This is a genomic window from Streptomyces albidus (ex Kaewkla and Franco 2022) (assembly GCF_013870515.1).
GTDB classification, from domain to species: Bacteria; Actinomycetota; Actinomycetes; order Streptomycetales; family Streptomycetaceae; genus Streptomyces; species Streptomyces albidus.
Window position 1 is genome coordinate 1 of the sequence record NZ_JACBXA010000172.1, and the last position, 12,844, is coordinate 12,844.

At 70.5% G+C, this 12,844-nt stretch carries 9 protein-coding genes and 1 pseudogene; 7 read left to right on the forward strand and 3 right to left on the reverse strand.

Annotation, left to right across the window (positions count from 1 at the left end):
- The first annotated feature begins 56 nt into the window (after positions 1 to 56).
- From H5J26_RS21800 to nrfD, 4 genes are all read left to right on the forward strand, one after another.
- Positions 57 to 983 carry an ABC transporter permease gene (locus H5J26_RS21800; RefSeq protein ID WP_419183831.1) on the forward strand — a complete coding sequence of 309 codons (927 nt, stop codon included), beginning with the start codon at positions 57 to 59 and terminating at the stop codon, positions 981 to 983.
- 178 nt (positions 984 to 1,161) lie between these two features.
- Positions 1,162 to 4,437 (forward strand): formate dehydrogenase, encoded by a 3,276-nt coding sequence (fdh, locus tag H5J26_RS21805; protein WP_181767620.1) that lies wholly within the window; start codon positions 1,162 to 1,164, stop codon positions 4,435 to 4,437.
- Positions 4,434 to 5,438 carry a 4Fe-4S dicluster domain-containing protein gene (locus H5J26_RS21810; protein WP_419183830.1) on the forward strand — a complete coding sequence of 335 codons (1,005 nt, stop codon included), beginning with the start codon at positions 4,434 to 4,436 and terminating at the stop codon, positions 5,436 to 5,438. The genes fdh and H5J26_RS21810 overlap by 4 nt, the downstream gene beginning before the upstream one ends.
- Positions 5,435 to 6,646 (forward strand): NrfD/PsrC family molybdoenzyme membrane anchor subunit, encoded by a 1,212-nt coding sequence (gene nrfD, locus H5J26_RS21815; RefSeq protein WP_181767621.1) that lies wholly within the window; start codon positions 5,435 to 5,437, stop codon positions 6,644 to 6,646. The genes H5J26_RS21810 and nrfD overlap by 4 nt, the downstream gene beginning before the upstream one ends.
- Before the next feature lie 91 nt (positions 6,647 to 6,737).
- Here the strand turns inward: nrfD and H5J26_RS21820 are convergent, their stop codons facing one another.
- Positions 6,738 to 7,079 carry an ATP/GTP-binding protein gene (locus H5J26_RS21820; protein ID WP_181767622.1) on the reverse strand — a complete coding sequence of 114 codons (342 nt, stop codon included), beginning with the start codon at positions 7,077 to 7,079 and terminating at the stop codon, positions 6,738 to 6,740.
- Between the two features lie 212 nt (positions 7,080 to 7,291).
- On the opposite strand from H5J26_RS21820, the gene H5J26_RS21825 reads away from it, so the two are divergent.
- Positions 7,292 to 8,407: an LLM class flavin-dependent oxidoreductase gene (locus H5J26_RS21825; protein ID WP_181767623.1), complete on the forward strand. Its 1,116-nt coding sequence runs from the start codon at positions 7,292 to 7,294 to the stop codon at positions 8,405 to 8,407.
- Positions 8,408 to 8,561: 154 nt separating this feature from the next.
- Here H5J26_RS21825 and H5J26_RS21830 read toward each other — a convergent pair whose 3' ends face one another.
- On the reverse strand, positions 8,562 to 8,954 hold the full coding sequence (locus H5J26_RS21830; RefSeq protein ID WP_181767624.1) for an SCO5389 family protein: 393 nt from the start codon (positions 8,952 to 8,954) through the stop codon (positions 8,562 to 8,564).
- A 233-nt stretch (positions 8,955 to 9,187) separates the two neighbouring features.
- Between H5J26_RS21830 and nucS the strand changes: the two genes are divergently transcribed.
- Both nucS and H5J26_RS21840 read left to right on the forward strand, forming a co-directional pair.
- Entirely contained in the window at positions 9,188 to 9,859 is a 672-nt protein-coding gene (gene nucS / locus H5J26_RS21835; protein WP_181767625.1) for an endonuclease NucS, read from the forward strand.
- Between the two features lie 187 nt (positions 9,860 to 10,046).
- Positions 10,047 to 11,729, forward strand: coding sequence for an enoyl-CoA hydratase-related protein (locus H5J26_RS21840; protein WP_181767626.1), 1,683 nt, complete (start codon positions 10,047 to 10,049; stop codon positions 11,727 to 11,729).
- A gap of 44 nt (positions 11,730 to 11,773) precedes the next feature.
- Here the strand turns inward: H5J26_RS21840 and H5J26_RS21845 are convergent.
- A pseudogene (locus tag H5J26_RS21845) lies at positions 11,774 to 12,844 on the reverse strand (hypothetical protein); the annotation flags it as partial.

The window sequence follows — 12,844 nt, forward strand, 5'->3', positions numbered from 1 at the left end:
GACAGCGAGGACGACGCCCGATGACCACCCCGCACCAGCAGCCTCAGCAGCCGCCCATGAACCCGGGGTACCAGCAGCACGGTGGTCCGGCTACCGCGACCGCGCCGCCGCCCGGCGCTCCCATGGCCGGCGGCTACGCCTCCCCCATCCCCCTCAAGCGGACCCACCTCGGCCACGCCATCGTCTCGGAGTGGACGAAGATCCGGTCGGTGCGCTCCACGGTGTGGACGCTCGGCGTCATGTTCCTGCTCGTCGTCGGCATCGGCCTGCTGACGGCGTCGCTGCTCAGCGGCGGCACGTTCACGGGTATGCCGCTTCTCGCACCGGGGCTCTTCGGGCTGATGCTCGGGCAGATCTGCATCATCACCCTGGGCGTGCTGGTGATCACCTCCGAGTACGGCACGGGCATGGTCCGCACCACGATGACCGCCTGCCCCAAGCGCGGCCGGGTGCTGATCGCGAAGGCACTCATCTTCTTCCTCCTGGCCTTCGTGATGACGACGGTCGCCTGCTCGGTCACCGCCCTCATCAACTCCGCGTTGCTGAGCGACCAGGAGGTCCCCGAGTACGTCCAGCGCGTGGAGGAGCTCCAGAAGTACGTCCAGGACGGCCAGGTCGTCGCCGACAGCGGGCAGTGGCTGGGAGCGACAGTCGGCGCCGGTCTGTACGTGGCGCTGCTCGGGCTGCTGGCGCTGGCCGTCGGCGCACTGCTGCGGCACTCGGCCGGAGCGATCACGACGATGCTCGGCCTCGTCCTGCTGCCGCTGGTCCTCGCGCTGTTCATGGGCGGCGAGAAGCTCAAGGACGTGCGCGACTTCCTGATGGAGTACTCGCCGCTCAACGGGCTGGCCTCGCTCTTCCGGATCCCCATGGCGACGGACGATCCGAACACCACGGGCTGGCCGTTGCTGGGCATCCTCGCCGGCGTGACCGTCGCCGTGCTGGTCGCCGCCTACGCGCTGCTCAACAAGCGCGACGTGTGAGGCGAGGTGTGCTGTGCGGCGGTCACCCCCGCACAGCACACGCAGCACATCAGCGTCAGCCGTCCTCCAGGCCGTCTGCCGTCGTTCTCCGCCGAGTTGAGGCCCTCCACGCGTAAAGCGGAGTGAGAGGGGCACTGGGCCCGCGCGATCACGTGCTCGTGCGGATGGAGGACCAGTGATGGGTGTACGCACCTGGCTCGAGAGCTGGCCGGTGTACCGGCAGTTGACCAGTGAGGATCCGCTGGGCCGCGGCGCGGCGGCATCCTCGGCCCGCACCCGGGAGTTGCGCCCCCGCACCGAGACCGCCGACAAGGTCGTGAAGTCGATCTGCCCGTACTGCGCGGTGGGCTGCGGGCAGAACGTCTACGTCAAGGACGACGAGGTCGTCCAGATCGAGGGCGACCCCGACTCCCCCGTCAGCCGCGGCCGTCTGTGCCCCAAGGGCTCGGCGACACTCCAGCTCACCACCGGCGACGCCCGCCGCCACGAGGTCCTCTACCGGCGTCCGTACGGCGAGGACTGGGAACGGCTGGACCTGGAGACCGCCATGGAGATGGTCGCGGAGCGGGTCGTCCGTTCGCGGCGCGAATCCTGGGAGTGGGAGCACGAAGGGCTCCGCGTGAACCGCACGCTCGGCCTGGCGACGCTGGGCGGCGCGGCTCTCGACAACGAGGAGAACTACCTGATCAAGAAGCTGTTCACGGCTCTGGGCGTGGTCCAGGTCGAGAACCAGGCCCGGGTCTGTCACAGCTCAACGGTCGCCGGGCTGGGCACGTCCTTCGGACGGGGCGGCGCCACCACCTTCCTGCAGGACCTGCAGAACTCCGACTGCATCGTCATCGAGGGTTCGAACTTCGCCGAGGCACACCCCGTCGGCTTCCAGTGGGTGATGGAGGCGAAGGCCCGCGGCGCCAAGGTGATCCACGTCGACCCGCGCTTCACCCGTACCAGCGCGCTGGCCGACCTGCACGTACCGATCCGGGCGGGCACCGACATCGCCTTCCTCGGCGGCATCGTCAACCACGTGCTGAGCACCGGCTCGGACTTCCGCGAGTACGTCCTCGACTACACCAACGCCGCCACCATCGTCGGTGACGACTTCCAGGACACCGAGGATCTCGACGGTGTCTTCTCCGGCCTCGATCCGGACACGCGCCGCTACGACAGGGACTCCTGGCAGTACGCGGGCGGCGGCGAAACCAGACAGCCCGCCTCCGGCGAGGGCGACGCGGTCCACGAGGAGGACCCCGAGGGCAGCCGCACGCCTGCCTCCGCGGGCAAGCCCGAGTCGCACGGTTCGGGCGGCCCCGGGCTCGAGGGCGAGTCCTCCTCCCGGCAGGACCGCACGCTGCAGGACCCGCGCTGCGTCTACCAGATCCTCAAGCGGCACTACGCCCGCTACACCCCGGAGATGGTCGAGGAGACCTGCGGCATTCCGCGGGAGACGTTCCTGGAGGTGTGCAGGGCGCTGGTGGAGAACTCCGGCCCGGACCGCACCAGCGAGTTCTGCTACGCGGTCGGCTGGACTCAGCACACGGTGGGCGCCCAGTACATCCGCACCGCCTGCATCCTCCAGCTGCTGCTGGGGAACATCGGCCGCCCCGGCGGCGGGATCCAGGCGCTGCGCGGACACGCCAGCATCCAGGGATCCAGCGACATCCCCACGCTCTACAACCTGCTTCCCGGCTACCTCCCCATGCCGCACGCCCACGAGAACGAGAACCTGGACACGTTCGTGGAGGCCGTGCGGGCCGACAAGGGCTACTGGGGCAACATGCGCTCGTACTTCGTCAGCCTGATGAAGTCGTACTGGGGCGACGCCGCCACCGCGGACAACGACTACTGCTTCGACCACCTCCCCCGTCTCACCGGTGCGCACAGCACGTACGAGACCGTCCTCAACCAGCTCGACGGCATCTGCAAGGGCTACTTCCTGATGGGGGAGAACCCGGCGGTCGGTTCGGCGAACGCCCGTATGCAGCGCATGGGCATGGCCAACCTCGATTGGCTCGTCGTGCGCGACTTCTCACTCGTCGAGTCGGCGACCTGGTGGAAGGACGGGCCGGAGATCGAGAGCGGGGAGATGCGCACCGAGGACATCGGCACCGAGGTCTTCTTCTTCCCCGCGGCGTCCCACACGGAGAAGGCCGGCTCGTTCACGAACACCAACCGGTACGTGCAGTGGCACCACGCGGCGAAGGAGCCGGACGGAGAGGCGCGCAGCGACCTGTGGTTCGTCTACCACCTCGGCAGGCTCATCAGGGAGCGGCTCAGGAACTCCGCCGACCCCATGGACCGTCCCGTGCTCGACCTCACCTGGGACTACCCGACCGAGGGTCCCCTCGCGGAGCCCAGCGCCGAGGCCGTTCTCGCCGAGATCAACGGGTTCGACGCCGAGGGCCGGCCGCTCTCCCGGTACCAGCAGTTGAAGGACGACGGCTCGACCTCGTGCGGCTGCTGGATCTACTGCGGGGTCCGCGCCGACGGCGTCAACCAGGCCGCCCGCCGGAAGCCGCACACCGAGCAGGACTGGATGGCCTCCGAGTGGGCGTGGGCCTGGCCGGCCAACCGGCGCATCCTCTACAACCGCGCTTCGGCCGATCCCGAAGGCAACCCGTGGAGCGACCGCAAGGCGCTGGTGTGGTGGGACGAGCAACAGGGCCGCTGGACCGGCCACGACGTCCCCGACTTCATCGCGGACCGGCCCCCGTCCTTCCGTCCGGAGCCGGACGCCGTCGGACCCGACGCCCTGAGCGGCGTGGACCCCTTCATCATGCAGGCCGACGGCAAGGGCTGGCTGTACGCGCCCGCGGGACTGCTCGACGGGCCGCTGCCCACTCACTACGAGCCGCAGGACTCACCCGTCCGCAACCCGCTCCACCCCGGCCAACAGCGCAGCCCCGTACGGGAGATCTTCTCCCGCGAGCACAACCGCTACCACCCCAGCGGTGACGAGCCCGGCTCGGACGTCTATCCGTACGTGGTGACCACGTACCGGCTCACCGAGCACTTCACCGCCGGCGGGATGACCCGCTGGTCGCCCTATCTGGCGGAGCTACAGCCGGAGTTCTTCTGCGAGGTCTCCCCCGAACTGGCCCGGGAACGCGGGCTGGAGCACGCGGGCTGGGCCACCGTCGTCACGGCCCGCAGCGCTGTCGAGGCCCGCGTGCTGGTGACCGAGCGGATGTCTCCGGTGCGCGCGGGCGGCCGTACGGTCCACCAGATCGGGCTGCCGTACCACTGGGGCCGCAACGGCTACAGCACCGGGGACGCGGCGAACGAGCTGACGTCGATCGCGCTCGACCCGAACGTGCACATACAGGAAGTCAAGGCCCTCACCGCCGACATCCGTCCGGGACGGCGGCCACGGGGCGCGGACCTGCTGCGGCTTCTGGAGGAGTACCGCAAGCGTGGCGGCATCACTGAGCACACCGGCATGGAGGTACGGACGTGACTGAATCCATCATCGGCCGCAACCTGCTCGCCGGCCCCGAGAACGATCCGGCGGGCGACGCGGGGCACGGCGAACACCCGCCCCGTGTCGGCTTCTTCACCGACACCTCCGTCTGCATCGGATGCAAGGCGTGCGAGGTGGCCTGCAAGGAGTGGAACGCCATCCCCGAGGACGGCATCGAGCTCAGCGGGATGAGCTACGACAACACCCAGGGCCTGGGCGCCTCTTCCTGGCGGCACGTCGCCTTCATCGAGCAGAGCAAGCCCGTCGGGCACGCACACGCCGACGTCGACCACAGCGATGTGGACGTGCTCGCTCTCGCCGCGCAGGGCTCCGGCACCCCGCCGGAGGAGGCGGCGGTCACTCCGACCACTCCCCCCGAGGCCGGGTCGGAGGAACGCGGTGAACTGCGCTGGCTGATGTCCTCGGACGTGTGCAAGCACTGCACGCACGCCGCCTGCCTCGACGTCTGCCCCACCGGATCGCTCTTCCGGACCGAGTTCGGCACCGTGGTGGTCCAGGAGGACATCTGCAACGGCTGCGGCTACTGCGTACCGGCCTGCCCCTACGGCGTCATCGAGCAACGTCCCGACGACGGCCGGGCGTTCAAGTGCACCATGTGCTACGACCGGCTGGGCGCGGGCCAGGAGCCCGCCTGTGCCAAGGCGTGCCCGACGGAGTCCATCCAGTTCGGGCCCCTGGACGAACTGCGCGAACGGGCCGAGGCGAGGGTCGCTCAGCTGCACGAGGCGGGTGTCGGGGACGCACGGCTCTACGGGCACGACCCCGAGGACGGCGTCGGCGGCGACGGCGCCTTCTTCCTGCTGCTGGACGAGCCCGAGGTCTACGGACTGCCGCCGGACCCGGTCGTCACCACCCGCGATCTGCCGGACATGTGGCGGCACGCGGGGGCGGCGGCGCTCACTCTCCTCGGCGGACTCGCGGCCGTCTTCGCCGCGCACGGACGCAACGACGCCTTGAAGTGGAGGATCCGGCGATGAGCGACGGCGCACAGGGCGACGGCCACGGTGCGGGCAGGAACGAGGCCGACGGCAACCCGGCCGAGGCACGTCAGGCCGGCAGCATCTCCGACGTCACCAAGGAAGGGCAGCAGGGGATCCGTCCCAGCCGAGAGGCACTCGTCGGCGCCCAGGACCTGACGGGCGGCGAACGGCCCGGAGGCAACGGAGCCGGGGCAGACGCCGGCAAGCGGCACGGCAAGGGCAGGCACCGTCGTGGCAGGGCCCGCGGCCGCAAGGGCGAGCAGACGATGGTCCCGGAGGCCGAGTTCACCTCCTACTACGGCAGGCCGGTGCTCAACCAGCCCGCATGGCAGCCGCTCAACATCGCCGGGTACTTCTTCCTCGGCGGCCTCGCCGGTGCGGGCTCCGTGCTCGCAGCCGGGGCCGAGCTGAGCGGCCGGCCCGTCATGGCCCGCGCGCTGAAGGTCACTTCGACGGTCTCCGTCGCCGGCTCGGCCGCCGCCCTCATCCACGACCTGGGCCGCCCCGGACGGTTCGCGAACATGCTGCGGGTCTTCAAGCCGACCTCACCGATGAGCGTCGGCTCCTGGCTGCTCGCCGCCTACGCTCCCGCCTCGTTCGTGGCGACGCTGTGCGACGCCGGCGGGAAGCTTCCGCGCATCGGCCGTACGGCGACGGTGGGAGCGGCCCTGCTCGGACCTGCTGTCGCGTCGTACACGGCCGTGCTGGCCGCCGACACCGCCGTGCCCGGCTGGCACGAGGGCTACCGCGAACTGCCCTTCGTCTTCGTCGGTTCGGCGGCCACGGCCGCGTCCGGCATGGCCCTGGCGGCGTCGCCGCTCGCGGAGAACGGCCCGGCGCGGAGCGCCGCGGTGGCGGGGACAGCCCTCGAGAACGCGGCCATGAAGGCGATGGAACGCAGGCTGGGGCTGGTGGCCGAGGTCTACCGCGAAGGTCGCGGCGGACGGTGGATGCGCGCAGCCGAGGCGCTGTCCCTGGCGGGCGCGGCGGGTGCGGCAGTGCTCGGAGGGCGCAGCCGTGCGGCTGCGGGTCTGTCCGGGCTGGCGCTGGTCGCGGCCTCGGCGTGCACGCGACTCGGCGTCTTCCACGCCGGATTGGAGTCCTCGAAGGACCCCAAGTACACGGTGGTGCCGCAGCGGAGGCGACTTCAGGAGCGCGAGAGGTCGCAGGGAGGCCAGAGGCTCTCAGGGACGCCGGAACGGTGAGGAGGGCGCCGAGGCGTTGACCGGACGAGTGGTCCACGCAGGTGCGGGCCCGCGAAACCGTAAATGCGAGCGACACCCGTACGAGGGACGGTCAGTAGCGCGGCGCGTTGCGTGAGCGTTGAAGACGCGCCCCCCGCCGGTCCCGCGCGTTCCAGCACGACTTGTGCCAGTGACGCCGGTCCTCGACGTGCCCCATGCGCGGCCAGGCCACCACATGCGGCACGCCCGCCGGGATCTCCTGGTCGCAGCCGGGGCACCGGTACTGCTTGCCCGCGGTGCCCCCGACCAGGCGCACCGCCCACTCCTCGCCGCGCCAGTCCTCGGTGCGCTCCAGCCCGTAGCGCCCCCCTGCCTCGTCGTCTTGACGCCCGGAGGCGGAGGAAGAGGAGGAGCTGACTGCACCGCCGCGGGGGCGGTTACGACGCGGGGACACGGAACACCTCGACAGATCGGAACCGGGGCCTCACCAGAGTAGTCATCAATGACCCGAACGCCCGCAGCACCGGCGACAGAGCAGACTGGTCCGCCCGGCGCCCTGTTGTCGGGTGCCGTTCATCGGAAGAATTGAATTTCATGCCGTGCCCTTGGCACGTGTCATCCGTTAATGCCTGATGGGGTCCTGAACGCTCAAGAGGAGGGCACAGCATGCGAGTTGGAGCGTTCGTGCTGGCCGCGCAGTTCCCAGGGCAAGGGCCGAGGGAGCCGCTGCACCGCGCAGTCCGCACGGGGGAACTGGCGGAGCAGTCGGGGCTCGACTCGGTGTGGCTCGCCGAGCACCACTTCGTCCCGTACGGAGTCTGCCCGTCCGCGGTCACCCTGGCCGCGTTCCTGCTGGGGCGTACCCGGCGCATCGGCGTCGGCACCGCGGTCAGCGTGCTGCCCAACGCTCACCCTGTCGCGCTCGGCGAGCAGGCCGCGCTGCTGCACCTCACCTCGGGCGGCCGTTTCACGCTCGGCCTCGGCCGTGGCGGCCCGTGGGTCGATCTCGAAGTCCTCGGCGGCGGCCTGGAAGCGTACGAGCACGGCTTCACCGAGGCGATGGATCTGCTGCTGCGCTGGCTGAGCGAAGCCCGCGTCGGGACGGACGGAGAGCGGTACCAGTTCCGCGAGGTCGACGTCGTGCCGCGCTGCGACGCGCCCTTGAGCCCCGCCGAGGACGCCAACGCCGAGGGGCCCGCCACCGCCGAAGGCTCTTCCTCCGCCACCGCCGGCCAGAGTTCGTTGACCCGTCCCACCGTCGTCGTCGCCTGCACCTCGCCCGGCACGGTCCGGCTCGCTGCACGCCGCGGACTGCCGATGCTGCTCGGCATGCACTGCGACGACGAGGAGAAGGCGGAGGTCGTGGCGATGTGGCGCCGTGAGGCGCGAGAGGCGGGGCTCGCAGCCGAGGAGATCGAGCGGGCCGCTTCCCTGCACGTGTCCGTGGGCGTCGCTCAGGTGGCCGACGACACCGATGAGGCCGCCGAGTCCCTGATCAAGACGATGCCGGACTGGTTCCGCGAAGGACTCGGAGCGCACCGCACGGTGGACGGACGCCGCCGCACGATGCGCGACCCGCTCTCATACACCGAACTGCTGTGCAGGCTGCACCCCGTGGGGACCCCGAAGCTGTGCGCGGACCGTCTCGCGGCGACGCACGAGCGCACCGGCATCGACCGGTTCGCCCTGCTCGTCGAAGGGACGGGCGATCTCGCGGCGACGGAGCGGAACGTGCAGCGGCTCGGCGAGGAGGTCCTGACGCAGCTCCCTCCTGCGTCCTGACTCCCGCGCACCCGGCGCTCGCTGTCACCGCCGCCCGTCGCGTGTGTGCGAATCCGTCCGGATGCGTACGTCCGGATCCGCAGCCTGAGCACGCTGCCGCTGCCCACGGGAGCAGCGGCAGCGCGGCACTGTGCCGGCTGCGCTGGTGCAGCCTTCAGCAGTCGCGCAGGGTCGGCGACTGGTTGAGCAGCTGTCCGCGGACCGAGGTGAAGCGCGCCAGCCTGTCGTCCACCGACGCGTCCAGCGGGAAAACCGCGACCCGGTGACAGTTCTGGAAGGCAAGCCGCACACCGAAGTGCCGCTCCAGCGCCCCGCGTATCGCATCACTGGCCAACGCGCGTAGCAGCTGACCTCGAGCCTGCTCGTTCGGCGGCGGCGTCTGGTTGTCGGCGAACTCGCCGCCGTCCACCTTCAGCCGGGCCACCAGCGAAGCGACCATCTCCCATGCGTACGGGAGGGACGTGCGGACGCACTCGACGAAGTCTCTCTCGTCGACTTCTCCCTGCTCGGCCTGTGTCAACAAGGCCGGTGAGACGTCGAGCGACATGGGTTCTCCTCTCGCGACCCCTGGGGATATAGGGGTCTTCCTGATGGGAATGGAGGGACCCGGGCGGCCATCGCGTGATCACGCGACTCCGTACGGCGACACCCCCCATCGTTAACGTTAAGGGGCGGAGAGTGACCGCACCATGCGAATGGGCATACATCCGGCCACTGTTGAACGGGGCGATCAAGGGGCGAATCGCTTATCGGGAGCGGCTTCCAGTAGCGTGACCGACCATGCGTCTCGTCATCGCCCGGTGCTCCGTCGACTACGCCGGCAGGCTCACGGCCCATCTCCCCTCGGCCCCCCGTCTCATCCTGGTCAAGGCCGACGGCTCCGTTTCCGTACACGCGGACGACCGCGCGTACAAACCTCTCAATTGGATGTCACCGCCGTGCACGGTGAAGGAGTCCGAGGAGAGCTCCAACTCGGTCTGGACCGTGCAGAACAAGGCGGGCGAGAAATTGATCATCACCATGGAGGAGGTCCTCCACGACTCCTCGCACGAGCTGGGCACGGACCCGGGCCTGATCAAGGACGGCGTGGAGGCGCATCTTCAGGAGCTTCTCGCCGACCGCATGGACACCCTCGGCGACGGCTGGACGCTGATCCGGCGTGAGTACCCCACGGCCATCGGCCCCGTGGACATCCTCTGCCGCGACGAGACGGGCACCACGATCGCCATCGAGATCAAGCGGCGTGGCGAGATCGACGGCGTGGAGCAGCTCACGCGCTATCTGGAACTCCTCAACCGGGATCCTCATCTGGCCCCGGTGAAGGGAGTCTTCGCGGCGCAGGAGATCAAGCCGCAGGCGCGTGTGCTGGCCTCGGACCGCGGCATCGGATGCGTCACGCTCGACTACGACTCGCTGCGCGGCATCGAGGACGACAAGCTCCGGCTCTTCTGACGCCCGCCTGCCGGACGCGTGCCCTCACCAGCCATTCCTCAGTTCCTACTAAGAACGTACCGCCGTACGAGGGCACTCCTGTCTCACTCTCCGCCCGTCCCTGGCCGCCGCCCTCCGTCCTGGGATACCGTCCGAGGCTGCTCGCGCCGGGCGGCCGTCCGGCGGCCGTCGGACACGGAGGTGCACGGTGCGGATCCTGCTCGTGGCCAGTGCTTTCAACAGCCTCACACAGCGCGTCCAAGCAGAACTGATCGCCGTCCGGGACCACGAGTTGGACGTGGTCCCGGACGGCGATCAGGACGCCGTACGCGAGGGGGTGCTCCGTCACGTACCGGAGCTGATCATCGCCCCGATGCTCAAGACGGCTCTTCCCGAGGACGTCTGGTCCGGGCACACCTGCCTGATCGTTCATCCGGGTCCGCCCGGCGACCGCGGCCCCTCGTCTCTCGACTGGGCCGTCGAGACAGGCGCCACGCGGTGGGCGGTGACCGTGCTGCAGGCGGACGCCGAGATGGACGCCGGCGACATCTGGGCGACGGTTCCCTTCGAGATCCCCCCGGGGGCGGGCAAGAGCGACATCTACCGCAACGAGGCGGCGGACGCCGCAATGGCCGCCGTGATGCTGGCCGTTGAGCGCTTCGCGTCCGGTCGGCACAAGCCGCAGCCGCAGCGCACCCTCGAGGTGGATCCGGTCTGGCGCCCGTACTTCGGCCAGGACCTGCGCCGGATCGACTGGTCCGCCGACTCCACCGCGACGGTGCTGCGCAAACTCCGCGCCGCCGACTCCCAGCCCGGCGTGCTCGACGAACTACTTGACGCAGAATGGTTTCTGCACGGCGGCCGTCCCGAGCTCGAACTGCGTGGCGCCCCAGGGGAGATCCTGGCCACCCGTGCCGGCGCGGTGTGCCGGGCGACGCGGGACGGAGCGGTGTGGATCCCGCAGCTGAGACCCCGGCGGACGCAGGGCGGCCCCTCGACCTTCAAGAGACCCGCGGTCCACGCCCTCGGCGGTCTGCTTCCCCCCGTACCGGAGATTCCCGCACCACTGGAGACACCCGCAGGACGGCACATCTGGAGCGACATCCGCTACGAGCAGGAGGGCGAGGTGGGCTTCCTCTGGTTCACCTTCCCCGGCGGCGCGATGAGCACGGCCGACTGCCGGCGCCTGCTGCGGGCCTACCGCTTCGCGCTCTCACGCCCCACGTCGGTGCTCGTCATGGGCAGCACCCGCGACTTCTTCTCCAACGGCATCCACCTCGGCGTCATCGAGGCCGCCGCGGATCCCGCGCAGGAGTCCTGGCTCAACATCCTGGCCATGGACGACCTGGTGGAAGCCGTCCTGCGGACCACGGACCGGCTGGTCGTGGCGGCGCTCGGTGGCAACGCGGCCGCCGGAGGCGTGATGCTCGCGCTCGCGGCGGACGAGGTGTGGTGCAGAACCGGCGCCGTACTGAACCCCCACTACCGCCTGATGGGCCTGTACGGCTCGGAGTACTGGACCTACACCCTGCCGCGCCGCGTGGGGCCGGCCACGGCGCAGCGGCTCATGGACGAGGCGGCACCGCTGAGCGCCGCGAGCGCCGCCGAGATGGGCCTCGTCGACGCGCTGGTGCCTGCCGCGCCGGGGGACTTCGCGCACGAGACATCCCGCATGGCCGCGGACGCCGCTGCTGCGGCGCGGCTTCCCCTGCGCCTCACGGAGAAGGCCCGTGCACGCGCGCGGGACGAGGCGGTCAAACCGCTGGCCGCCTACCGGGGTGAGGAACTGAACAGGATGTGCCGCCAGTTCTTCGATCCGGACGAGCCGTATCACGCCCTGCGCAGGTCGTTCGTACGCAAGGAGGGCGCACGCTCTCCTGCCCGGCGCTGACGGGCCGACCGGGCAGGAGAAGCGGTGATCTGAGCGCTGTTCCGTCAGGCGATGGGTGTGCCGGTCGGGCTGGGGGTGCCGGTGCCGCCGTCGGTCGTACCGCCTGTGTCGGTACCTCCGTCGGCGCCACCGTCCGTACCTCCGTCGGTGCCACCATCGGTACCGCCGTCAGTGCCACCGTCCGTACCGCCATCGGTGCCACCATCGGTACCGCCGTCAGTGCCACCGTCCGTACCGCCATCGGTGCCACCATCGGTACCGCCGTCAGTGCCGCCATCGGTACCGCCGTCCGTACCTCCGTCAGTGCCACCATCGGTACCTCCGTCAGTGCCACCGTCCGTACCGCCATCGGTGCCACCGTCCGTACCGCCGCCGTCCGTACCGCCGTTGGAGCCGGGGCTGCCCGCACCTCCCGAGTCGCCCGGCTCGCTCGTGGACGGATCCTCGCCCGGCTCCGAGCTGCTCTCACTCGGCGACGCGCTGCTCGGGCTGTCGGACGCTCCGGGGGATTCGGAGGAGCTGGGCTTGCGCGACTTACGTGTGTCGCTCTCCGGGCTGCCGGACTCCGGGTTGTCGGCGTTCAGTTCGCTCTCTTCGTCCGGTTGCGTGGACGAGGAACCGGGCTTGCCCCCGCGGTCGGAGGGACCGGGACCGTCGTCCGGCATGGAACCGAGCCCCATGATCGTGCCGAGCACCGCGGCCAGTACGACGCCGGCTCCCGCCGCCGCCATGTTCCCGCGGTTGCGGGGCACACCCAGCATCCGGCGCTCGGTGGCGCCCGCGACCGCGCCGCTCTTGCCGGCTGCCTCGTCCTTGCAGCGAAGGGCGGCCGTGGCGGCGACGGTACGGGCTGCGCCCGTGTCCTCGGTCGCCTTGTCCGGCTGAGGGCTGCGTCCCTGCCGGAATGCGGCGGCGATCGGCGTCTTCCTGTCCGCGGATGCGACCGGCTCGGGAGCGACGGGCTCATCATGCGCGACCGACTCATGGGCGACCGGCTCATGGGCGACCGGCTCATGGGCGACCGGCTCATGGGCGACCGGCTCATGGGCGACCGGTTCGGGCGCCACAGGCTCAGGTGCGACGGGCTCAGGCGCCACGGGCTCAGCCGCAGGCTT